This window comes from Faecalibacterium sp. BCRC 81149 (genome assembly GCF_022750605.1).
GTDB classification, from domain to species: domain Bacteria; phylum Bacillota; class Clostridia; order Oscillospirales; family Ruminococcaceae; genus Faecalibacterium; species Faecalibacterium duncaniae.
Genome location: NZ_QXJA01000013.1, coordinates 50,568 through 73,772, shown reverse-complemented (window position 1 = coordinate 73,772; position 23,205 = coordinate 50,568). Strand labels below are relative to the sequence as shown.

Genomic DNA, 23,205 nt, shown 5'->3' with positions numbered 1-23,205 from the left:
AGTGCTGTACAGCGCCACCGGACAAAAACGCTGAACGAGCTGCAAAAAAAGCTAAAGGCGCACTTGCCGGAGGGAGGTTAGGCGTAAATGAACTCCTATGAACACACGAGCAGAGAGTTTTTACCGCTCTCGGTGATTCGCTCTGCCTGCGCTGGGGACACCGATGCAGTTGAACAGGTTTTGCGACATTACAGAGGTTATATCAACAAGCTCTGTACAGGCATTCTCTATGACAAGCACGGTCAGCCTCATGTGTGCATAGACGAGTACATGAAACGCCATCTGGAAATCAAACTGATTTCTTCTATTGTAACCAAAGCCGAAACGGTCTGACCCTTTCCACGTTTCGGGACTGCACCTTGAAAAACATGCCGGCAGGACAATGGCGGTGCATCATAGGGCAAACGGACACGTTGCTGTCTGTATCGAGCCGGACGGCGGGTGCGCCACGATGCTTTTCTTTGAAAAGTGGAGCGATCATCACCACGCCGCAATGCAAGCGCGGTTGCTTGCGGGCCATGACATACAGGCAGGCTGATACTCCCTTACCGTCAAAGTCCGAGCGTTCAGAGCGTCGCAGGCAATGAGTAGGGCTGCATGAGGAATGCAGGGGTGAGATTCCCGTGGGTTGCTGCCAGCAGCCATCCGTTGGCTCATTTTTTATTTTGTGAAAGGGGGATATTTTTGAAAGAACAAAATTTGATACGTTATAGCATTCAGCTTGCTTTTTTGAAGCAGCTGTTGGAAAGAAAGCTCATAACCGATAGAGAGTATTCCCTTATCAAACAGCGCTTAATGAAAGATTATCGTGTGGTTTCCGAACTATCCTCTTGATTTTGTGTCGCATTGGCGTTATGATTAACGCAATGAAAGGAACACATTCAATAAGGAGGTCAAGCATGAAAGATGTTGAAGTCATTAAAGCGCACAACACGCTCTCGCCACGAGCGCGTACGAACTTTGAAAAAAGGCTACGCGTAGCTGCCTATTGTCGTGTCAGCACTGATACCGAAGATCAGCTGAACAGCTACAAATCGCAGGTCAAATACTATACCGAACTTATAAAAAGTAAGCCGGAATGGTCTTTGGCCGGCATCTATGCTGATGAAGCTATCACGGGTACGCAGGTAAAAAAGCGCGAGGATTTCCAGCGTTTAATCAACGACTGTATGAACGGTGACGTGGATATGGTGATTACCAAATCCATTTCGCGTTTTGCCCGAAATACGCTTGACACTCTGAAATATGTTCGGATGCTCAAAGATAAAGGCGTGGCTGTGTTTTTTGAGGAAGAAAACATCAACACCCTTACTATGGACGGTGAACTGCTCCTTGTAATTTTAAGCTCTGTTGCACAGCAGGAAGTCGAAAATATTTCTGCAAATGTCAAAAAGGGCTTGAAGATGAAGATGCAGCGCGGTGAGCTGGTCGGGTTTCAGGGCTGTTTAGGTTATGACTACAATCCAGCGGACAAAACCATCACCATCAACGAAGAAGAAGCGGCTGTTGTCCGTTACATTTTTCAGCGATACACGGAGGGTGCCGGTGGTTCGGTTATTGCCAAAGAACTTGAAAACTTAGGCTATAAAACAAAACGCGGCAGTCCCAAATGGGCAGACAGTACCGTAATCGGCATTATTAAAAACGAAAAATACAAAGGCGACATTTTGTTAGGAAAGACATTTACCGTTGACCCTATTTCAAAACGGCGTCTGTACAACTTCGGCGAGGAAGATCAATTTTATATTCGTGAGCACCACGAGCCCATTATTTCGGAAGAAGTCTTTGAAGCCGCACAGGAAATTTTGCGGCGGCGTGCAAAGCCCCGCAGCCTTAACGTGGACGGCAAACGTGAAAAGTTCAGCCGGAAATACGCTTTTAGCTGCATGATAGAATGTGGTTTCTGTGGTGGCACCCTGACAAGGAGGAGTTGGCATAGCAGTTCACAGTATAATAAAGCTATCTGGCAATGTGTTGTTTCCACCAAAAAAGGAAAAAAGTTCTGCCCGGAGAGCAAGGGCGTTGACGAAAGAACGATTGAGCGGGCTTTTGTAGAATCTTATCGCCTCTTGTGCCAGAATAACAAGGATGTTCTGGACGAGTTTATGAAACGGACAGAAGAAACTCTTTCTGAAAGCAACGCGGGCAAGCGTCTTGCGAAAGCCGAAAGAGATATTCACGCTCTGGAAGTCAAGAAAAACAAGCTGGTTGATATGCGTCTTGAAGATACCATCGACAAGGAGACCTACGACCGAAAGTATTTGGACCTGTCCAGCCAGATTGAGCAGTTGCAGAAAGAGTGTGAAAGCCTGCAAGATGCAGCCGAAACCGAATCTACAATGCGCAAGCGTGTTGCCACGTTCCGGCAGACCCTTGAACAGAACGAGGTTCTGGACACCTTTGACCGACATATTTTTGAAAGTATAGTTGAAAAAGTAATCGTGGGCGGTTATGATAGTAATGGGAACAAAGACCCCTACATGATTGTCTTTGTTTACAAGACCGGGTTCAAAAACAGTGTGGACGGCAAGAATTTCAAGCCGCTTCGCAAGAATAGCAAGGAGAACCACTCCCCTGCTGTTTTGTGTTCCCATGCTTCTAACGAGGCTGAATCCATGTGTTCCGATTCTAGCGACGACACATTGCGAATGTGTAATTGCGCTTTCCAAGGGTGAGATCGACTCCAGAAAAGTCCGTGTAGAGTTCTCTTTGGAGGGCATGGACACTTCAGGATTGCAAAAGGGTGCGACTTATCCTGAAATCAAAGCCCGCGTGTTGGAACAAACTGGACTGAAGGTATCTTCCCTGTATATCTCGCAGGTCAAGCAGAAATGCGGTCTGGAGGTACGAGAGAACCACCATAAGGCGAAGTCCGAAAATACGAAGCAGCCCCAGTGTCCGAAGGAGAAAGCGGATGCGATCGTAGAGGCATTGCGGCATTTTCAGATGATATGATTTACAGTATGTCCGTCTGGTTTTCAGGCGGGCATTTTCTTTTGCCGGAATATGGTGTTTCCACTTTTATCGTGGTACAATAGATGCAAGAATCATTTTTCAGGAAAAGCATCCTGCTATCCGATTTATAGGACACCCATTGTTGTAAAATCAGGATGTCCACCTATCACAAAAAACAAGGAGCAACGTATGCCAAACGATAAGATCACCGCCGTAGGTGCCAACATTGCCGAAAAAGCCGCCATGATCTGGAACGTAGCCGATATGCTGCGTGGGCCGTTCAAGCCCCACGAGTACGGTCTGGTCATTCTGCCCATGACCGTGGTAAAGCGGTTCCATGACTGCCTTCTGCCCACCCATCAGGCAGTGCTGGACACCTACGAAAAGGTGAAAAAGCTGCAGGTCATCGACGGCTTTTTGCAGAAAGCCTCCGGCTACCAGTTCTATAACACCAGCCGTTTCACCTTCGAGACCCTGCTGGCAGACCCGGACAACATTGAGTCCAACTTCCGGGATTACCTGTCCGGCTTCTCCGCCAACGCACAGGACGTGCTGGCAAAGTTCGACTTTGACAACATCATCAAGCGGATGGTAGAGAGCAACACCCTCTACCTCGTTATCAAGGAGTTCGGCTCTGAGAAGGGCTATCTTGGCCCGGACAAGATCAGCGCCGTGGACTGCGGCTACATCTTTGAGGACCTGGTGCGGCGGTTCTCCGAGAGCTTTGGCGAGGAGGCCGGAGCGCACTTCACCAGCCGGGATATCATCTATCTGATGACCGACCTGCTGCTGTCCGAAGCCGACCTTGACACCAGCAGCATGACCGTTTACGATATGGCCATGGGCACCAGCCAGATGCTGAGCTGCATGGAGGAGCGCATCCACGAGCTGAACAGCGACATTGAGGTAACCTGCTTCGGGCAGGAGTTCAACCCCTCCACCTTTGCCATCGCCAAGGCGGACATGATGATCCGGGGCGGTGACCCCAACAATATGCGGTTCGGTGATACTCTGTCGGAGGATCAGTTCCCCGGTTTCACCTTCCAGTACATCATCTCCAACCCTCCCTTCGGCATTGACTGGAAGCGAGAGCAGAAGGCGGTGGAAGCCGAGGCCGCCCGCGGCGAGATGGGGCGTTTTGCGCCCGGTCTGCCCAAGATCAGCGATGGTCAGCAGCTTTTTGTGTTGAACGGCCTTGCCAAGCTGGCAAACAAGGGCAAGATGGCCATTATCCAGAACGGATCTCCCCTGTTCAGCGGCGACGCCGGCAGCGGGCCCAGCAACATCCGGCAGTATATTCTGGAAAACGACTGGCTGGACTGCATCATCCAGCTTTCCACCGATATGTTCATGAATACCGGCATCTCCACCTACATCTGGGTGCTCAGCAAGGATAAGCCCGCCCACCGTGCAGGCAAGGTACAGCTCATTGACGCCAGCCACTGCTTCGAGCCACGCCGCAAGAGCATCGGCACCAAGCGCAACGACATCCCCGATGCCTGCCGGGAGCTGATCGTCACCGCCTACGGCGAGTTTGCCAACGGCAAGGTGTACGGCGACAAAAACGGCATCTACTGCGAGAGCAAGGTGTTCGAGAGCGTGGAGTTCGGCTACAACAAGATCGTGGTGGAGCGCCCCCAGCGGGACGAGGCAGGCAACATCATCCTGAAACGTGGCAAGCCTGTGCCGGACACCAGCCTGCGGGACACTGAAAACGTACCGCTGGTGCAGGATATTGACGCCTACTTTGCCCGGGAAGTTCTGCCCTACGCCCCCGACGCCTGGATCGACCACAGCAAGACCAAGGTGGGCTACGAGATCCCCATGATCCGCTATTTCTATGAGTATCAGCCGCCGGAAGCCGTGGAGGATATTGTAGCACGCATCACCGCACTGGAACAGGATATCTCCGCCGGGCTGGCAGAGCTGTTCCATAAGGAGGGCTGACCATGGCACGGAAAATGAAAGACAGCGGTATTGAATGGATCGGGGAAATCCCGGAGGGGTGGGAGGTTGTAAAGGCTAAGTATCTTTTTGCTCAACGGAACGAAAAAGGAAACTCTGCTCTTGTTCTTCTCTCTCCTACTCAAAAATACGGTGTTATTCCACAAAGTCAGTTAGAGGGCGTTGTTCAAGTCAAAGAAAACACGGATTTACGAGCTTTCAAAACAATCCATATTGGAGATTTCGTAATCAGTCTGCGTAGTTTTCAAGGCGGCTTTGAGTTTTCAAATTATGAGGGTGTATGTTCCCCTGCATATCAGGTATTTCATGCCACCAAAGACCTTTCCAATGACTTTTTTCGGTATCTTTTCAAATCAGATGGTTTTATCAGTAAAATAAACAGCCTTACTGTCGGCATTCGTGAGGGCAAGAATATCCAGTACTGGGATTTTTCAAATATGTTACTTGCCCTTCCTCCTAAAGAGGTTCAGATTCGGTCTTCTCAATATTTGAGTGCAAAATGCACTGAAATTGACACCATGCTTTCCAAAACTCGTTCCAGCATTGAGGAATACAAAAAGCTCAAGCGGGCAGTTATTACGCAGGCTGTTACCAAAGGCGTGCGTGGTGAGCGGGAAATGAAGGATAGCGGAGTTGAGTGGATCGGGAAGATTCCGAGGGAGTGGGATGTCACCAAAATCGGAAGAATTGGTCAAACTTCCAGCGGCGCAACTCCATTAAGAAGCAAAGAAACATCTTTTTTTGATGATGCAACTATCCGATGGGTTCGTACTCTTGATTTGAACGATGGGCTGGTTTATGATAGCTCTGAAAAAATAACCGAACTCGCTTTATCCATGTCTGCCTGTTCCATTATGCCAACAGGAACGGTTTGTGTTGCCATGTATGGTGGTGCAGGGACTATCGGAAAATGTGGTTTGCTGATGACACCTTGCGCAACAAATCAAGCAGTTTGCTCAATCATCTGCAATTCCAATGTTATTCTTCCAAAATTTTTATTAAACCAGTTACTCGCATTAAAGCCATATTGGATGAAATACGCTGTTGGAACACGCAAAGACCCAAATATCAGTCAGGATATTGTTGCCCGAATGAAAGTTCTAATTCCGCCTTTGAGTGAACAAAAAGAAATTGTCGATTATCTTGACGCCAAGTGCGCCGAGATTGACGGACTGATCGCAAAGAAGGAGCAACTGGTAAAAGAGCTGGAAAGCTATAAGAAAAGTTTGATTTATGAGGTTGTAACCGGGAAGAGGGAGGTGTAAATTTATGAAGGATGAAATTTCTCCACGGTCTGGCATTCTTGACTGTGAGCAAGGTAGTGCAACATTTTACGAAGATAATTTTGACTTTCGTATTATGAACAGTGTTCCCTTCAAGGCCACTTCCAGTAACACTGAAGATTTTGCAAAATTGGCACAGGAAGATAAATATTTTCATGGAACAACGCATGATGGCAACGACATTGCGATTTATTGTGGAAATCGCATAATACCCGCCATCAGAACTGTTGCAAATTTTCATTCTAATATTTATACTATTCAAAAAGGAAATCTCGGTCCTTGTAATTGGAATAAAATCGATGCCATTGAGTTCAGAAGCGGAACGTTGGACGCACTGTCCTTTTCACCGGATAGTCCATACGAATTTGTAGGCAGAGCCATTCAAGTGATTCCTCCACAGTTACCCCTCTCTTTTTCCTTCAAGTATGAGGGTCTTTACATTACAGTCAAATCCGGCAACCAATCTAATGAAACCTACAACTCAACCCACGTTGAACTTATCGGTCGTACACGTTATTTAACGCTTCAATTTTCAGAGCCGATCTCCTTCGGAGAGGTTCCAGTTCATATTGAAAAAATCAAAACACTATTGTCTTTTATGACGTTCCGGCAAAATGTCGATTTTAACGAAATCGCCCTACAAGAAAAGACAGCGCCTTCTGATGTTTTGATGGATACCGCTTTAGTTTATTCAAAAAGTCCTTCTGTTGTAACTCAGAAAAAACCATTCAACAATATTTGCTTTAACGATTTAGATGTCACTCTTTCATCTTTAATCGAGTTAATTTACTGTGAACAGACAAACAATCCTTTTTCCTTTATGAATTTCATTCCAGAGAATGATGCCGACCTTGGTCGAATGACCAATGATATGGTCAAAGGCGTTGTAACTTGCCTGGAATGTGAAATTGCACGCATAAGAGGAAAAAATGTTTCTGCTGCAAAACCTGATGATAAAAGCAGTGAATACATTCAAGAAGAACAACGTCTCAACTCTCTTATAAAAGAATTACAAAAAACTGCCAAGAACTTCCAATCAAAGAATGGTAAATTTTCAAAAAAGACAAACGATATGATTTGCGGCACACTCAAACATATGACACTCGCAGATGCTGATAAGATTTGCATTTTCTATTCCAAATATCAGGATATCCTTTCAAGATTATTTGACAAACTCGATTTCAAGCCAACAACAGCTGACGTGGAAAATTTAATTGTATACCGCAACAAAACCACTCATGGCACACAAGAAGTTTTGGACGAACGTCTTGTAATAACTGCTCTTTATCTGATTGGTTTGATTTACTGTATGATTCTTCATAGCATCGGAATTGATGACAAAGATTTGGAGCAGCTTTGTTCCAGACACTTTTTATGGCGATAACAAAAGGAGGTCTAATCATGCCCCTCATTACCACCGAAAAGCAGTTTGAATCGGACATTGCGGCGGCGCTACTCTCCTTCTATTGACAATGTGCTTGCAGCCTTCCAAAGAAAGGTATAGAATAAAGATATCAGACCGTTGGGTTTCAAAAAGGAGAATCGACATGACAATACAAGACATTGTTTCACGCTTCAATACCATTCCCTTTTTATTTGCCGGTTCCGGCATTACCCGCCGTTATTATGGCCTTCCGGATTGGAAAGGTCTGCTAACCGAATTTGCATCCAGAGTGAACTCTGACCGCTTTGCCTATCGTGCCTACGAAAGTAAGGCTCAGCAGTTGGGTTCCACACAAGGTGTTATGCCTAAAATCGCCACTTTAATTCAGCAGGATTTTGATACCAAGTGGTATAACACTCCAACTATGCGTACAAACGAATCTTTCGTTCTGAATGCCGTGGAGCGCGGTTGTTCACCCTTCAAAGCTGAAATTGCATGGTATCTAAAGGAAAAGTCTGTTGCGCTCCCCGAATACAAAGATGAAATTCAAAAATTAAAGAATATTTCCAAGAAAAACCTTGCAGGTATTATCACGACCAACTATGACCTTTTCTTTGAAAAGCTCTTTGACGATTATACTCCTTATGTTGGGCAAGACCAACTTGTTTTCTCCACTATACAAGGTATCGCTGAAATCTATAAGATTCATGGTTCCGTTTCCCTGCCGGAAACTCTTATTATCAATGAGCGGGACTACGAGGTTTTCAACGATAAGAGCAAATACCTTGCAGCAAAGCTCATGACAATTTTCATGGAGTATCCCATCATTTATATTGGATATTCCCTCACAGATCAGGACATTCAAAATATTCTGAGGGACATTCTGTTTTGTCTGCCGGCTGATAAAGTCGAGCGTTTGCAGGAACGTTTTGTTTTCGTCGAATACAGGCCAGATATTTCCGGATACAGCATTTCCTCCCATACATTGACCTTCGGGGAACAAATGCTTTCCATGACAAAACTCACGCTTTCCGATTTCAGCATTCTTTACGATGCCTTAGCAGCAAAGAGGGCAGCCATTCCCGTAAAGCTTCTCCGACGGTTCAAGGATGAAATGTATACATTTGTCGTTACCAGTAAACCCGGCCCTCTTCTGAAAGTCGGGCAGATTGACGATAAAAACATCGACGAAAATCAACTTGCCATCTCAATTGGTGTTTCCAATACCGGTGAGCGTGGATTGCAGAGCATTATTCACGACAATGAATGGTATCGCAGCATCGTTATGGGGGATTTGGACGATTATACAGCAGATCAGCTTTTGAAATATGCTTATCCTGAACTGCGCAGAGGTAACACTGGCGATTTTCCTGTTTATCGTTACCTCTGCCAAGCACAGGAAGATTTTCCTGAGATACGTGCAGAAGTCAAAACCAGCTTCGAGGAACTCACAACAAAAACAAACAGAAATTATCGCAAATACACCACTTGTTATTCTTCCATACAGTCGCTCTGGGAAGCATTGAGAGATAATGCGCCTAAGGCCTACCGTTTGATGTGCGCCTTACCAGAAGAAAAAATGGATGTTGATTATCTGGGAAACATCCTCTCTGAAATGTTCACCGCTGATTCTGATGCGCTTGACCATTTTACCGGCAGTACCCGGAGTGACCTGAAGCGATTGATTCGACTGTACGACTACCTGAAATGGGGTAAAAAATAAAGACCCATGCGGATCAGTGTCTCATAAAGAGAAACCAAAACGAACGAGTCTTTTCTGTAACACCTTCCAGGTCGAACATCTAATAAATAGTGTCCTTGCTTTCCAATGCTATCTATTTGTAGAATAGCAAAACTGCCAGCAGATGTCAACTGGCAGTTTTTACAACTTGCACAACAAAGTCACTGTAAAAGTTCTCTCGTTTTGCCAAATTGCCCGTTTTCAGAGAAAAGAGGATTCAAAAAATGTCTATCATTACCACCGAAAAGCAGTTTGAATCGGACATTGCGGCGGCGCTGCTCTCCCCTGCCGGGGGCTACACCCGCAATGGGGATTGCTACGACCCCAAGCTGGGGCTGTTTGTGGATACCCTGATCCGCTTTGTGCAAAAGACCCAGCCCAACGAGTGGGCATTTTTTGAAAAGCAGAACCCGGTAAACCCGGTGCGGAAGTTCTGCACGGCCTTTAATAATGCCTGCGATGCGGACGGACTGCTTTCGGTGCTGCGGTATGGGTTCAAGCACCGGGGACGGCGGTTCCGGGTGTGCTATTTTCAGCCGGAGTCCGCACTGAACCAGAAGGATGCCCAGCGCTACGCCCAAAACGAGATCACCTGCAACCGGCAGTGGTTCTACTCCGACACTACCCACAACTCGGTGGACATGGTGCTGGCGGTAAACGGCATCCCGGTGTTCGCCTTTGAGCTGAAGAACCAGTTCACCGGGCAGACCGTGGAGAACGCCAAGCAACAGTGGATGCACGACCGGGACCCCCGGGAGGTGTGTTTCCAGTTCAACAAGCGCATTCTGGGCTACTTTTGCGTAGACCTGACCGAGGTGTGGATGTCCACCCGGCTGGCAGGCAAGGACACCCGCTTTCTGCCCTTCAATCAGGGCTCCAACGGTGCCGGGCGGGACGGCGGCGCAGGCAACCCACCCAACCCCGACGGCTACCCTACCGCCTACCTCTGGGAAGAAGTGTTCCAGAAGGACAGCATGATGGACATCCTGCAAAAGTTCATGAGCCTGCAGGACGGCAAGACCCTGATTTTTCCCCGGTATCACCAGCTGGACGTGGTGCGCAAGCTGGTGGCAGACGTGCGGCAGAAGGGTGCCGGGCATCACTATCTCATCCAGCACAGCGCCGGTTCAGGCAAGTCCAACTCCATTGCATGGACGGCGTACCGGCTGGCTTCCCTGTTCAACCCCGAGAACAAGCCAGTGTTTGCCAGTGTCATCGTGGTGACTGACCGCACCGTGCTGGACGCACAGCTGCAGGAGACCATCTCCGGCTTCGACCATACGCTGGGTGCGGTGGAGGCCATCGGCGAGGACAAAAACTCCGGCGACCTGCGGGATGCCATCAACAACGGCGCACGCATCATCATCACCACGCTGCAAAAGTTCCCGGTCATCTATACTGAGGTGAACAAGACCGCCGGGAAGAACTATGCCGTCATCATCGACGAAGCGCACTCCTCCCAGACCGGCACCTCCGCTTTAAAGCTGAAAGCAGCCCTTGCCGACACCGAGGATGCGCTGCGGGAATATGCCGAGCTGGAAGGCAAAGCGGAGGACGAGATCGACCCGGAGGATGCGCTGGTGAAGGAGCTCACCTCCCACGGGCGGCACAAGAACCTGTCCTTCTTTGCCTTTACCGCCACCCCAAAAGCCGCCACGCTGGAACTGTTCGGCACCGAATACCCGGACGGCAGCCACCACCCTTTCCACATTTACAGTATGCGGCAGGCCATTGAAGAAGGGTTCATTCTGGATGTGCTGCAAAACTACATGACCTATTCCACCTGCTTCAAGATCGCCAAGACCATCCCGGACAATCCCGATCTGCCTGCCAGCCGGGCGGCAAAGCTCATCCGCAAGTATGAAGAGTTGCACCCCTACAACATCAGCCAGAAGGCAAAGATCATTGTAGAAACCTTCCGGGAAACCACCAGCCACAAAATCGGCGGGCGGGGCAAGATGATGGTAGTCACCTCCTCCCGATTGGCAGCGGTGCGGTACTTCCACGAGGTCAAACGCTACATTGCGGAGCAGGGCTATGACGATGTGCAGATCTTAGCGGCATTTTCCGGTGCCGTACCGGACGGCGGTGTGGAGTACACGGAGCAGTCCCTGAACGTCCGCGCCGACGGCAGCCACATTGCAGAGAGCCAGACCAAAAAGGAGTTCCACAACAACTTCGATGTGCTCATCGTGGCAGAAAAATACCAGACCGGTTTTGACGAACCGCTGCTTCACACCATGATCGTGGACAAAAAGCTGAAGGGCGTCAAGGCGGTGCAGACCCTCTCCCGCCTGAACCGCACCTGCCCCGGCAAAACCGACACCTTTGTGCTGGATTTTGTGAACAAGGCAGAGGACATCCGGGAGGCATTCCAGCCCTTTTATCAGGAGACTTTTCTGGAGCAGGAGGTCAACACCGACCTTATTTACAAGACTCAGAAGGAGCTGCGGAGCTTTGCCGTCTATTCCGATGCAGACGTGGAAGCCTTTGCCAAGGAGTATTTCCGCAGCACCAAGCAGGATAAAAACGCCGTGGGCCGCATGAGCAGCATCCTGAAGCCCGTGGCGGACCGCTACAATCAGAAAACGCAGGCCGAGCGATATCAGTTCCGCCGTCTGCTGCGCAGCCTTGTCAAGTGGTACGGCTACGTTTCACAGGTGGCACGGATGTTCGATGAAGAGCTGCACAAGGAGAACGTATTCTGCGCTTACCTGCTCAAGCTGCTGCCGCCGGACGAGGTCTCTCCGCTGGACTTGGAGGGCAAATTGCAGCTGGAGTATTACAAGCTGCAAAAGACCTTTGCCGGTGCTATTGAGCTGGAACACGCAAAGGGCGTCTACGAGCCGGTCACCCAGAAGGGTGCTCTCGGCCACGACCCCAAGGAGCCGCTGGACGAAATCATTCTGAAGATCAACGAGAAGTTCAAGGGCGAGTTCACCAATGCCGACCGGGTGCTGCTTACTGCCCTGCACGACCGTCTGCTGGCTGACCCGAAGCTGGCAAAGCTGGCGCGAAGCTCCGACCCGCAGATCTTTACCGAGAGCATCTTCCCCAAGGCTTTTGATACTGCCGCACAGGACAGCTATCTTGAAGCGCAGGACACCTTCTCTTCCCTGTTTGAGGACACCAGCAAGTATAAGGCTATTATGTCGGCATTGGCAGAGTGGTTGTATGGGGAATTCCGCAAGAAGTAAAACAGTTTTCCCTTTTTATTTGCTTAAAACAGCCTGCATCCACCGGATGCAGTTCAGGGGTTTGGGTGTTCCCCAACAAGCGTTTTGCAACGCAAATGGTGTTTGTATAGACAGACACATTGCTTGCAGATGCAGACGTTGTATATACGTCTGCCCTGCTTGCGAGCGCTATGAAGCCTCTCAACGCGACTTCCAAATTTGAAAATTATTTTGCAATCAGGACCGTCCGTTTTCAAGTTCAACTTGAAGCGGGCGGTTATTTTTCTGCACAAAAATTTTCGAGTTTGCAACCGCAGCAAGCAGGGCGAGTTGGTGCCAACTCACAAGTTTTGAATCAGATTTTTCAAATCTGACTTCAAAAACGATTGTTGGGCTTCGCCCAAACCCGATATTCAGCACAAAATTGCGCCGGCTGCACGTTTCCGCTGATACCGAATAAGCAAATTTTCTTGGAGAAAAAATTGTTTCAGAAGAATCAGCGTTGATTCATCCAATATTACATCAAACCGGACCTATTACTTCCGGTTTTGAAAGTAAAAAGCGGAACTAATAGGTCCTAAAAAATCGAGTGACTTTATGGTATGCTCTATCCAGAACATTTTCCAAGAAGCGGAAGCATTCCTTCCGGTTTTTCCTTGGGTTTCTCCTAAAATACACTGAAAACCGGAAGGAATGCTTCCTAAAAATTTCTGCTTCATTGTGATATGCTTTCTACAGCTCCTCATCGAACCTTGAAAACCGCATGACCGTCTGCATGGGATACCCGGCGATGACCAGAAGGAGAGCCGGAAAACGCCGCCGAGAGGGGGCAGGAAGTCCATGCAGAGAGAACGGCATCCAAAATTTGAAATTACGTTGATACGCAAAACCAGAACCAATAGTTCCGATTTTTGCCTTGAAATTCACTTCGTATTTTTTAAAAACCGGAACTACCAGTTCCTAAAAATAAAATTTACGATGTGATACACTAAGCCCACAGAAGCACATTCTTCATTGCTTTCTCGCAAGTGCTGACAAAGAATGTCCGATTTTTAGTAGAAATTCAACTCGATTTTCGTGAAAATCGGACGTAATATGTCCTAAAAAATCTTCTATGAACGTGCTAATCTAGTTTTAAGCCCCTCATCGAACCTTGAGAACCTAATGACCGTCTGCATGGGATACCCGGCGAAGATCCTGAAAAGGAGAGCCGGAAAACGCCGCCGGAAGGGGGCAGGAAAGCCATGCAGGGAGAACGGCGTAAGAACAATGATATTCTATTTCATTTCAGAAAGGATGATTTGCCTATGACAAAACTGAGCCAACTCAAAATTGACCCGGAGTTCCAGAAACAAATCAACCCTCCGTCGTTTGAGGAAACCCACCAACTGGAAATGAACATCCTCAAGGAGGAACGTGTACTGAATCCGATCATCACGTGGAACGGCTATATTGTGGATGGACATACACGCTATCAAATTCTTCGGAAATATCCATTTATTCCATTTGAAGTCATCGAAAAAGAATTTTCCAGCCGCTATGAAGCACTTGTATGGATCTGTAAAAATCAGCTTGGGCGGCGAAACCTGACCCCAGAACAGAAAAAGTTCCTGATCGGAAAGCAGGCAGAAGCGGAAAAGCAAATCAAATCGTTTCACGGCAATCAGTATACTTTGGCATCTGAAAGTGGTCTGGTTCAAAATGAACCAGACCGCACAAAGCACGGTTCACGGTCGAAAATCGCTGCGGAACATGGAACATCCGAAAGTTATGTTTACCGTGCAGAGCAATTTGCAAAAGGTGTGGAAGCAGCGGAGGAAGCAGTACCCGGAGCGCAGAAAGAAATCCTGAGTGGAAAGATCCGGGCAACCGACCGTGAAATTTCCTCGATTGCAAAGGTTCCAAAGGAAAAGCGTCCCGAAGTTGTGGCGGAGCTGCGTAAGCCTAAAGCCGAACGGGATTCCAGTATCACGGATTCGTATTCTTCGCCTTCGAAGGACAATGCGTTTATAACGACCTTCAAGCAAGACATTCAGGGGCATAAGAAAGGACTCAACAAGGAAGAAAAACAGAATCTCAAGGATGCCGTCAAGAGCATCTATTCACCTCGCCGTTTGGCAGATGGCGAAGCCATGATGTGCGAGATTCAGGGAGCGCAGGAAGATTTTGTCCGGCGATGGGAAATGTGTTTTCGTGAATACCCCGATATTCTTACCGAGCCAAAGAACAATGAGAAACTGCTGGTTTTTATCGACCGTGCCAGCCGGTATCTTCAGAACGTAAAAGACCGCATGAACAGTGATGGAAACCAGAACTCTCAAATGGTCTAGCACGAATTCAGATGTAAAAACGGAGGTGAATGTAATTTCGGATTATATGAAACCCAATATGCCACTGCCGCAGTATCTGCCCTATGCCCGGTTTCTTCTCGACGCTGACCTGAGCCACACGGCAAAGCTGCTCTACACGCTCCTGCTCGACCGTGCTACACTCTCCCAGAAAAACAACTGGGTGGACGATCGGGGACGCATCTATGTGATCTATCCGCTTTCCAACCTGGCGAAAGATTTGGGGTGCTGCGTTTCCAGTGTGACACGCTCTTTTGCTGAACTGGAAAAAGCGGAACTTGCCGAGCGAGTGCGCTACGGCTTTTCTAAACCCAGCCACATTCTGCTCAAAGTTCCGCATACTGTGCAGAATTGCGCAGTCACAGTATGATTGCACAAAAATGCACACCTAACCAACGTAATAAGAACAACCTGAATGATAACCACCTGATAAGAGCAACCAGTGCTCATCTCTCATTGGGAGAATACCAGAATGTCTTTCTGACGGAAAAGGAGTATAAGCGGCTCAAGGCTGACTTTGCAGGGCTGGACAGTCTGATTGAGCACTTGTCCGCTTATATCCAGTCCACTGGCAAAAAGTATGCAGACCATGCCGCAACGCTGCGTATCTGGGCAAAGCGGCAGAAAACAGAACGAAAATCGATACCGGGTATCCCGGACTACACATTCAAGGAAGGAGAAAGCCTATAAAGACGATAGAAAAAATTTTGGAACAGCTCCCATCCAGTATTCCCGAAAACACCGATGATTATTATGGCAAGGACGGTCTGCTTTATTGCGGAAAATGTCATACCCCAAAAGAAGCGTTCTTTGCAAAGGGCATTGTCCTGATGGGCAAGAACAAGCATCCCGTCGAATGCAGCTGCCAGCGCACGGAAAGAGAACAGCAGGAAGCCCTTATTAACCAACAAAAGCACATCGACCTTGTGCGGCGGCTGAAAGCCGCGGGATTTTCTGACCCGGCAATGCTGGACTGGACGTTTGAAAACGACAATGGCCGCAGCCCGCAGATGTGTCATGCACACTGTTATGTAGAGCAATGGCAGACCATGCGCGCAGAGAACCTTGGGCTGCTTCTCTGGGGCGGTGTTGGCACCGGCAAGAGTTTCCTTGCCGGATGCATTGCGAACGCTCTGATGGAGCAGGAGGTGCCTGTGCGTATGACGAACTTCGCCCGAATCCTGAACGAGCTGAACAGCAGCTTTTCCGGGCGAAATGATATTGTGGACAAGTTCTGCCGCTATCCCCTGCTCATCATTGACGATTTCGGCATGGAGCGTGGTACCGAGTACGCACTGGAACAGATCTACAACATCGTGGACAGCCGATACCGCAGCCGGAAGCCGTTGATCGTCACCACCAACCTGACGCTGGACGAGATACGGCACCCACAAGATACAGCCCATGCCCGCATCTATGACCGCCTATTGGAAATGTGCGTCCCGATCTCCTGCATTGGGGTCAGCTTCCGGAAAGAGAATGCACAGGAAAAGCTGGAACGCTTAAAAAGTTTAATCGGATGAATCAAGGGATGTTTCTAAAATTCGCAGGACTGTCAAAGTTCTGCTACAAGGAAATGGAGTTGCCTATTGAAAAAATACTATGACACCGAAACTGACAATGCATCCTTTGTACGCTGTATCGATGTTATGGCAAAGCTGATTCAAAAATATGGCTCAACTGTACTGGAGCAAAAGGAGTCTCCGCTTTGCGCGACCAACAGTAAAGCTGCATAAGCAGATTTACACGTTGCGTAATTTTTGTTTTTATGTTAAAATAATTGCGTAGCGTGTTTTACATATATGAGGACAACTTTATGGACTGCAAAGACAAAATCCTCGAACTGCGCGAATCGACCGGGATGAACCGCCGGGAGTTTTGCACTTTCTTCCAAATTCCCTACCGCACTGTAACAGAATGGGAACTCGGCCACCGCCATGCGCCAGAGTATGTACTCCGGTTGCTAGAGTATTATATCCAGCATGAAAATCTCACACAACAACCAACCGCCGAAAGTGAGGATTTCTTATGAAAAAAGCACGCACCAAATGCTACATTTATACTCGCGTATCTACGGCCATGCAGGTGGACGGTTACAGCCTTGATGCACAGCGTGAAAAGCTGCGCAAATATGCCGATTATGAAGATATGGTCATTGCTGGAGAATATTCTGATGAAGGATTTTCCGGTAAGAACATTCAAGGTCGGCACGAATTTCAACAGATGCTGCGAGATGTGCAAGACTGTAAAGACGGCGTTTCTTATGTTCTGGTATTCAAACTCTCCCGTTTTGGGCGCAATGCGGCCGATGTTCTGAACTCCTTGCAGCTTATGCAGGATTTCGGTGTCAATTTGATTTGCGTAGAAGATGGCATCGACAGTTCCAAAGATTCCGGCAAGTTAATGATTTCTGTTCTTTCTGCTGTTGCTGAAATCGAACGTGAGAATATCCGTGCTCAAACGATGGCCGGCCGTGAACAGAAAGCCCGTGAGGGCAAATGGAACGGCGGCTTTGCACCCTATGGCTATAGGCTGGAAAATGGCGAGCTTTCGATTGCAGACGATGAAGTGGAAGTTATCCGTGTTATTTTTGACCGCTTTATCCATACCAACGATGGTGTAGCAGGTATTGCCCGGTATCTGAACACCCATGGCTATGTGAAAAAGCTCCGTCAGAATGGAACTATTCCAAAGTTTTCTGCTGTATTTGTTAGAGGTATTCTGGACAATCCCATTTACTGCGGTAAGATTGCATTTGGTCGCCGTAAGGTTGAAAAGAAACTCGGCACTCGAAACGAAATGCACGTTGTGAAGCAATCCGAGTTTCCCGTCTATGTCGGTCAACATGAAGCCATCGTTTCCGAGGACGACTGGAATCTTGCACAGACCAAGCGTCAGCGTACCACAGGGCGGCGTGAATATGTGCGTGACCCCGACCACGCACATATTCTTTCCGGCATTCTGAAATGCCCCTGCTGTGGACGGAACCTGTACGGAAATGTCTCTAAGGCTCACAGCAAGGATAACAAAACTCGTTACTACTACTTCTGCAAGAGCATCAAAGGGCAGACTGGACACGAATGTTCTTTCCGGTTGAACATTGAACAGAACGAAATCAATCAGATGGTCGCATCCATCGTATCCGCTATGGTTCACGACCCGCGCTTCGTAGATGCCATCAAAGAAAAAATCGGTTCCGCAGTCGATACCAGCGAGTTGGAGCAGCAGGCCGATGCAATCAAAGCGCAGCTCCGCCAGCGACTCAATACAAAGTCCCGTCTGGAGCACCAGATGGACACACTGGACTTTAATGATCCCTATTATGACCGTAAGTCTTTGGATTTGCAGCGGCGTTACGATGAGCAATATGAACTGATTGAGGACATGGAAGCCCAGCTCGCTGAAATCCAAGGTCAGATTGATGACATTCATCAGGAGAAGATCACAGCGGACAACATCTATCACCTGCTTCTGGCCTTCGATGAAGTCTACAATGCCGCCACTGAGGTGGAGCAAAAGGAATTCATGCGCGCCTTCATCGAGCGCATTGATATTTTCCCGGAAAAACAGCCAAATGGCAACTGGATTCGGAACATTGTATTTGCCTTCCCTGTTCCCTATAATGGAAAAGAGATTCGAGAATTTCCCTTGGAATCGCAATCAACCGTTGAAGCGGTTCTCCTTTTGACCAAACTCAATGTCGAGCGGCACATCGAAGTGGACGTCAGCATGGATGAGCTGGATGTGACTGCTGCGGAGAGCAAGGCGACTTACAACGAGATTCGGGAGTACGTATGGGAACACCACCAGTTGAAGGTTTCCAATCTCTATATCGCACAGGTGAAGCAGAAGTACGGCATTATTGAGCGAGAGAATCACCATAAAGCGAAAAATGAAAATGCGAAGCAGCCCAAGTGTCCGAAGGAAAAAGAGGATGCGATTGTGGAAGCGTTGAAGCATTTTCAGATGATTTGATACGCAATCACCCCAGAGAGAATAGCCTCTTGTGCGTTCTCTCTGGGGTGATTTTTGCGTTATGCTACTTCCGGGTAGCGCATATATACATACTCGTAGATTTTCTTCTGGTAGGTCTGGATATCGCCTACATCATAGCTATTGGGAAGTTCTTGCCAAAGGGTATTGCGAATCAGGTTATCCACAATTGCCTTAGTTTCCTGCTTGTCCGTCCAATGGTCGAGTTTGGCAATCTGCTGTTTGATTTTTGTCAACAAGTCCACAGACACCTCCTTGATCGTTTCAATTTCCTGCTTCGTGAGGTTCTCCGAAAACAGCAAATCGTACACTGAAAGTTCCTCGTCACTGGAAAAGCCCTCACGCACATAGCGCTGCTGCTCCGTGTCCAGTGAACTTGCAAGCTCCATCAGATCCATAAAGGTTTTCTCAATGGTTGCCCGGTTCTGCTCTGCATTATAGGCATCGATGATCTCCTGATAGCGGTCATAATAATCCATGCGGTGCGGGTTTGCAAACAGCATTTTCGCCAATTGCTGATTCACCAGTTCATCCAGATCGCGCAGCAAGAGATTCTTCCGCCGGGTGTGGGCAAACTCCCGGCTCAGCAGGTCAAAATCAATTTTGCTGATGTCAAACTGCCGGGATGGTACAGCCTCCTGATCCGGCTTTTCCACATGGATGTACTCGTTGACGATGCCGTTGATCTGCACTATCAGGTCCGTGTTATCTGCGTGTTTCCGCTTCTGCTGCAAGCCCTCGTAGATGGCGAGAATTGCGTTTTTCCGGGCGCGCACAGTATCGTCCACATCGTCACGGTCTGCGTAGCGGAACAGCCGCGCCAGTTCAGACGCATAGGTCTGAAAGGTTTTCTTGGTTTCCAATGTCTCGCACATTGCGTTGACCGCATCCTGTACAAGGCTCATCTTTTCAAAGTCCTGTGCGTCCACCAGTTCCTGCAGCTGGAACCCATGTTCTGCCAGAAAACCGTCCGTTTCTCCGATGACCGTACGGATACGCTGAATCAGCTCCGTTTTGTCCACCGTTGGGTCAATGCCCGCCGGGCTGTTCTTGCTGACCGTATAGTCCGCCAGAGCCTTGCGCAGCGCCTTTACGATACCAATATAGTCCACGATCAGGCCGTTGCTCTTGCCCTCCGAAACACGGTTTGCACGAGCGATGGTCTGCATCAGGGTATGGGCTTTCAACGGCTTGTCCAGATACAGGCAGGACAGACACTTTACATCAAAGCCCGTCAGCCACATGGCACAGACGAACACCACCCGGAACGGATTCTTGCTGTCCTTGAATTCTTTATCCAGCTCCCGCTTTTCCATTTTGGCACGGTGCGGCAGAATATCCAGCCCCCACTTTTTGAAGGTCTGCACCTCGTTCTGCTCCTGACTGATCACCACTGCCATTTCGGTTTCTTTCATCCATGCCAGTTTGCGGGCAAGCTCCTGTGCTTCCTGCTGGGTCGCTGTACCCTGCCGGGCTTCCAGTTCCCTGATCTTTGCCCGCCAGTATTCCTGCACATAATTGTACATCCGCACACAGGTGACCTTATTCAGGCAGACAAACATCGCCTTGCCGCTGGTCCAAAGGTCAGAGTAATGCTCCACAAAATCCTTTGCAATGGAGCGCAGCCGTTCATCTGCGGTGAGAATATGGATTTCCTTGGCAAATTCTCGTTCCAGCTTTTCCTCCTGCGAGGGATCAAGGTCGGCTGCTTCAATGGCATCCAGAATCCGCCCGGTGATCTCCGGCTTGTCCAACTGGGCGATCTTATCCGCACGGTTTTCATAATACAGCGGCACCGTTGCGCCGTCCTCCACCGCCCGCTTGAAATCATACACCGACAGATACCCGCCAAAGGTTCGCTCGGTGATATGGTCATCTGCCAGAAGCGGCGTACCGGTAAAGCCGATGCGGGACGCCGTGGGCAGCAGGTGCATCATGTTGTCTGCAAAAACGCCGTACTGGCTACGGTGGGCTTCATCCGACAAAATCAGAATGTCGTGATCCGGGTAGATGGGCGGCTCCTTGGGCAGGTTGAACTTCTGGATCAGGGTAAACACAAAGCTGGGGTTGCCCTGTAGCTTTTTTACAAGGTCTGCACCGCTGGATGCAATGAACTGTGAAGCCTTTGTCTTGCCCAGCAGACCGCAGTTTTCAAAGGTATCGCTGATCTGCCGGTTCAGCTCGTCACGGTCGGTCAGAACCACAATGGTGGGCGAGCCTGCAAACTTGCGCCGGATCTTCTGCGCCAGAAAGACCATCGAATAACTCTTGCCAGACCCCTGCGTGTGCCAGAACACACCCAGCCTGCCGTCTTTCAGCTTGCGGCTCTCGTAAGCACTGACGGCCTCGTTGACGCCGAGATACTGGTGGTTGCGGGCCAGAATCTTGGTGGTGCGCCCACCGGAATGGTCGTAAAGGATGAAGTTTTCCAGCAGATCGAGGAAGGTCTTTTTCTCGCAGATGCCCCGCAGCATGGTTTCCAGTTCCACGCTGCCTACATCGCTTTCCTTCAGACGCTTCCATTCGTGGAAAAACTCGTACTTGCTGCCAAGCGTACCCACCTTGGCTTCCAATCCATTGGACAGCATAAGAAAGGCATTGTAATAGAACAACTGCGGAATGGTATCGAGGTAATCCCGATAGTTGTCTAGGTAGGCGTTCTGCACATCCACGGTGGGCTTTTTCAGCTCGATGAACAGCAGCGGAATGCCATTGACAAAGCCCACAATGTCTGTACGGCGGCGGTACAGCTGCGAGTGGATCTTCATTTCTTTTACGGCGAGGAAATGATTGTTTTCCGGGTTTTTGAAGTCGATCACCGCCGCACTCCGCGTTTCAGTGCGGCCATCCGGCCGCTTGACCGTCACCGGGATGCCATCCCGCAGCAGAAAATACTTTTCCTCATTGATCTGCATCAGGGATGCGGTGGAAACATGCGCCGTGAATTTCTTCTGCACCTCGTCCAGCTGGTTCGGAGTGAGCCACGGGTTCAGCCGCAAAAGTGCCTGCCGAAAATACCGGGTCAGCAGCACTTTCCCATAGCTGGTGCGGCCCAACGTCCCGTCCGGCCCCAGCTTTTCGGAGTTGTAAGCCATCACGACCTCCCAGCCCAGAACGTTTTGCAGCAGGTTGCCTGCGCTGTTCTGGACAAGGACATTTTCGGAGTATTCGCGGCTCATAGGATCACCTCTTCATCGTAATTTCAACGATTCGTTTTTATTACATCTGCAATTTCTTTAGCAATATCCTCCACGGTATCGATTGCCGTATTTCTTGCTAATTTATCTGCCAAAGAAGGACTATAATCTATAACTTCCTTCTTCGTAATATTATGCCAAATGGGGAGTATGATTTGCTCACCTGATACAGCCTTTGTTATAATGCCGTCCAACTCATAATTTGTCCAGCCCTTTTTTATGAAATCACGTGATACCACAACGATTCCAAATCGACTATTTGCTAATCCCTTATCAATTTTTCTTCTCAGACTATCTCCTATTCTCATTTCAAATTCGTCATACCAAACTTTTATACCAAGATTTTTAAGTGCATTTGCAAGTGGCCTGACAACCTCATCTTTATCTTCAGATGCATGAGAAATAAAAACGTCATACTCTGGTTCAATTCCAGCGTCTTCATTCATAATCAAGCCGTTATTATGGACAAGCGATGGAACCTCTGCAAGCGGACGATTTTCTATTTGCGGTAACGGTGCTGGTAAAACCCGAACTGAACTTTGAACTCTTCCACCCAACCCCGCCAAATCGATTGCAACATACCAATGCGCTGAGTGCGTCGTCTGCAATCTAACTGGTGATTTCTTTGCAAGCCCTCCAATATATCGATGATTTCGTCCATTTCTGTAATTGTTGAAATTGCTACTGTCCATCAATCGGACATTTGCAGCATTTCCCTTTAAAATAATTTCTACAACACGGCCCTTATCCAGTTGCCCCAAATCGTATTTTGTAAATTGCATTGTGTGCCTCTTTTCATTTTCTAATCATTTGTTCATTAAAAGCTTTTTCACCTATTTTAGCAATACAATGGAGTCTCAATCCTCGTTCATACTGTCCTAGGAGTGTGTACAGCGTACTATCTGATGCCTCTGAAAACGGCACCCATTTTGTCGCACCCTGCGCCATTTCCAAGGCCGAAATTTCCATCAGCGCACTCATTTTTGCATCTCGCAACGCTTCGATCATTCCATCTCTGGTCGGATTCTTCATTTGAGCACGAAGTTTTTGAATTTTATTCATCGCATCTTTTACGTCCTTAAGATCATTTGCTTCGGAACAATATTTATTAAGCGGATTTGACATATTATGAACACCCCTTTCATCAAAGCTCATGAAATTAA

Annotated in this window: 18 protein-coding genes; 14 read left to right on the top strand and 4 right to left on the bottom strand. The window is 48.4% G+C overall.

Annotated elements, in window-relative coordinates:
• Nucleotides 1-87 precede the first annotated feature (87 nt).
• The 8 genes from D3F01_RS12940 (at nt 88) to D3F01_RS12905 (ending at nt 12,525) form a co-directional block, all read left to right on the top strand.
• Nucleotides 88-333, top strand: a complete 246-nt coding sequence (locus D3F01_RS12940; RefSeq protein WP_117950103.1) for a helix-turn-helix domain-containing protein — start codon at nt 88-90, stop codon at nt 331-333.
• 264 nt (nt 334-597) lie between these two features.
• A complete protein-coding gene (locus D3F01_RS16040; protein WP_097771748.1) occupies nt 598-834 on the top strand; it encodes an SHOCT domain-containing protein in 237 nt (78 codons plus the stop codon).
• Nucleotides 835-899: 65 nt separating this feature from the next.
• Nucleotides 900-2,675, top strand: coding sequence for a recombinase family protein (locus D3F01_RS12930; protein ID WP_242889113.1), 1,776 nt, complete (start codon nt 900-902; stop codon nt 2,673-2,675).
• A 469-nt stretch (nt 2,676-3,144) separates the two neighbouring features.
• On the top strand, nt 3,145-4,902 hold the full coding sequence (locus tag D3F01_RS12925; RefSeq protein WP_242889111.1) for a class I SAM-dependent DNA methyltransferase: 1,758 nt from the start codon (nt 3,145-3,147) through the stop codon (nt 4,900-4,902).
• A 2-nt stretch (nt 4,903-4,904) separates the two neighbouring features.
• Entirely contained in the window at nt 4,905-6,185 is a 1,281-nt protein-coding gene (locus D3F01_RS12920; protein ID WP_242889109.1) for a restriction endonuclease subunit S, read from the top strand.
• A 4-nt stretch (nt 6,186-6,189) separates the two neighbouring features.
• Nucleotides 6,190-7,587, top strand: coding sequence for a hypothetical protein (locus D3F01_RS12915; protein WP_242889108.1), 1,398 nt, complete (start codon nt 6,190-6,192; stop codon nt 7,585-7,587).
• 163 nt (nt 7,588-7,750) lie between these two features.
• Entirely contained in the window at nt 7,751-9,310 is a 1,560-nt protein-coding gene (locus tag D3F01_RS12910; protein ID WP_242889107.1) for an SIR2 family protein, read from the top strand.
• Nucleotides 9,311-9,552: 242 nt separating this feature from the next.
• Complete coding sequence (locus D3F01_RS12905; RefSeq protein ID WP_242889106.1) at nt 9,553-12,525, top strand: DEAD/DEAH box helicase family protein; 2,973 nt, start codon at nt 9,553-9,555, stop codon at nt 12,523-12,525.
• 515 nt (nt 12,526-13,040) lie between these two features.
• Here D3F01_RS12905 and D3F01_RS12900 read toward each other — a convergent pair.
• Complete coding sequence (locus D3F01_RS12900; RefSeq protein ID WP_242889105.1) at nt 13,041-13,223, bottom strand: hypothetical protein; 183 nt, start codon at nt 13,221-13,223, stop codon at nt 13,041-13,043.
• A 588-nt stretch (nt 13,224-13,811) separates the two neighbouring features.
• Here D3F01_RS12900 and D3F01_RS12895 point away from each other — a divergent pair.
• The 6 genes from D3F01_RS12895 to D3F01_RS12870 all read left to right on the top strand — a co-directional run bounded on the left by D3F01_RS12895 (nt 13,812) and on the right by D3F01_RS12870 (nt 18,827).
• Entirely contained in the window at nt 13,812-14,834 is a 1,023-nt protein-coding gene (locus D3F01_RS12895) for a hypothetical protein (protein ID WP_242889104.1), read from the top strand.
• 58 nt (nt 14,835-14,892) lie between these two features.
• Nucleotides 14,893-15,222, top strand: a complete 330-nt coding sequence (locus D3F01_RS12890; RefSeq protein WP_242889101.1) for a replication initiator protein A — start codon at nt 14,893-14,895, stop codon at nt 15,220-15,222.
• The gene (locus D3F01_RS12885) at nt 15,219-15,542 is read left to right on the top strand and encodes a hypothetical protein (RefSeq protein ID WP_242889094.1); all 324 of its coding nucleotides are present in this window, start codon (nt 15,219-15,221) and stop codon (nt 15,540-15,542) included. The genes D3F01_RS12890 and D3F01_RS12885 overlap by 4 nt, the downstream gene beginning before the upstream one ends.
• A complete protein-coding gene (locus D3F01_RS12880; protein ID WP_242889114.1) occupies nt 15,539-16,375 on the top strand; it encodes an ATP-binding protein in 837 nt (278 codons plus the stop codon). Before D3F01_RS12885 ends, D3F01_RS12880 begins: the two co-directional genes overlap by 4 nt.
• A 293-nt stretch (nt 16,376-16,668) precedes the next feature.
• A complete protein-coding gene (locus D3F01_RS12875) occupies nt 16,669-16,884 on the top strand; it encodes a transcriptional regulator (protein WP_097792018.1) in 216 nt (71 codons plus the stop codon).
• Nucleotides 16,881-18,827 (top strand): recombinase family protein, encoded by a 1,947-nt coding sequence (locus D3F01_RS12870; protein WP_242889092.1) that lies wholly within the window; start codon nt 16,881-16,883, stop codon nt 18,825-18,827. The genes D3F01_RS12875 and D3F01_RS12870 overlap by 4 nt, the downstream gene beginning before the upstream one ends.
• Before the next feature lie 59 nt (nt 18,828-18,886).
• On the opposite strand, the gene D3F01_RS12865 is transcribed toward D3F01_RS12870, so the two are convergent.
• Genes D3F01_RS12865 through D3F01_RS12855 form a run of 3 tightly spaced genes read right to left on the bottom strand, consistent with a single transcriptional unit; the run spans nt 18,887 to nt 23,167 of the window.
• Nucleotides 18,887-22,024: a type I restriction endonuclease subunit R gene (locus D3F01_RS12865; RefSeq protein ID WP_242889090.1), complete on the bottom strand. Its 3,138-nt coding sequence runs from the start codon at nt 22,022-22,024 to the stop codon at nt 18,887-18,889.
• A 23-nt stretch (nt 22,025-22,047) separates the two neighbouring features.
• Nucleotides 22,048-22,824, bottom strand: a complete 777-nt coding sequence (locus tag D3F01_RS12860) for a DUF1883 domain-containing protein (protein ID WP_097771751.1) — start codon at nt 22,822-22,824, stop codon at nt 22,048-22,050.
• Between the two features lie 13 nt (nt 22,825-22,837).
• Nucleotides 22,838-23,167 (bottom strand): hypothetical protein, encoded by a 330-nt coding sequence (locus tag D3F01_RS12855; protein ID WP_242889088.1) that lies wholly within the window; start codon nt 23,165-23,167, stop codon nt 22,838-22,840.
• Between the last annotated feature and the right edge of the window lie 38 nt (nt 23,168-23,205).

What these genes read in the sequence shown, in the direction of transcription:
- D3F01_RS12940 (WP_117950103.1), top strand. Translation starts at nt 88, where the DNA reads ATGAACTCCTATGAACACACGAGCAGAGAGTTTTTACCGCTCTCGGTG.
- D3F01_RS16040 (WP_097771748.1), top strand. Translation starts at nt 598, where the DNA reads ATGAGGAATGCAGGGGTGAGATTCCCGTGGGTTGCTGCCAGCAGCCAT.
- D3F01_RS12930 (WP_242889113.1), top strand. Translation starts at nt 900, where the DNA reads ATGAAAGATGTTGAAGTCATTAAAGCGCACAACACGCTCTCGCCACGA.
- D3F01_RS12925 (WP_242889111.1), top strand. Translation starts at nt 3,145, where the DNA reads ATGCCAAACGATAAGATCACCGCCGTAGGTGCCAACATTGCCGAAAAA.
- D3F01_RS12920 (WP_242889109.1), top strand. Translation starts at nt 4,905, where the DNA reads ATGGCACGGAAAATGAAAGACAGCGGTATTGAATGGATCGGGGAAATC.
- D3F01_RS12915 (WP_242889108.1), top strand. Translation starts at nt 6,190, where the DNA reads ATGAAGGATGAAATTTCTCCACGGTCTGGCATTCTTGACTGTGAGCAA.
- D3F01_RS12910 (WP_242889107.1), top strand. Translation starts at nt 7,751, where the DNA reads ATGACAATACAAGACATTGTTTCACGCTTCAATACCATTCCCTTTTTA.
- D3F01_RS12905 (WP_242889106.1), top strand. Translation starts at nt 9,553, where the DNA reads ATGTCTATCATTACCACCGAAAAGCAGTTTGAATCGGACATTGCGGCG.
- D3F01_RS12900 (WP_242889105.1), bottom strand. Translation starts at nt 13,223, where the DNA reads ATGAAGCAGAAATTTTTAGGAAGCATTCCTTCCGGTTTTCAGTGTATT.
- D3F01_RS12895 (WP_242889104.1), top strand. Translation starts at nt 13,812, where the DNA reads ATGACAAAACTGAGCCAACTCAAAATTGACCCGGAGTTCCAGAAACAA.
- D3F01_RS12890 (WP_242889101.1), top strand. Translation starts at nt 14,893, where the DNA reads ATGCCACTGCCGCAGTATCTGCCCTATGCCCGGTTTCTTCTCGACGCT.
- D3F01_RS12885 (WP_242889094.1), top strand. Translation starts at nt 15,219, where the DNA reads ATGATTGCACAAAAATGCACACCTAACCAACGTAATAAGAACAACCTG.
- D3F01_RS12875 (WP_097792018.1), top strand. Translation starts at nt 16,669, where the DNA reads ATGGACTGCAAAGACAAAATCCTCGAACTGCGCGAATCGACCGGGATG.
- D3F01_RS12870 (WP_242889092.1), top strand. Translation starts at nt 16,881, where the DNA reads ATGAAAAAAGCACGCACCAAATGCTACATTTATACTCGCGTATCTACG.
- D3F01_RS12865 (WP_242889090.1), bottom strand. Translation starts at nt 22,024, where the DNA reads ATGAGCCGCGAATACTCCGAAAATGTCCTTGTCCAGAACAGCGCAGGC.
- D3F01_RS12860 (WP_097771751.1), bottom strand. Translation starts at nt 22,824, where the DNA reads ATGCAATTTACAAAATACGATTTGGGGCAACTGGATAAGGGCCGTGTT.
- D3F01_RS12855 (WP_242889088.1), bottom strand. Translation starts at nt 23,167, where the DNA reads ATGTCAAATCCGCTTAATAAATATTGTTCCGAAGCAAATGATCTTAAG.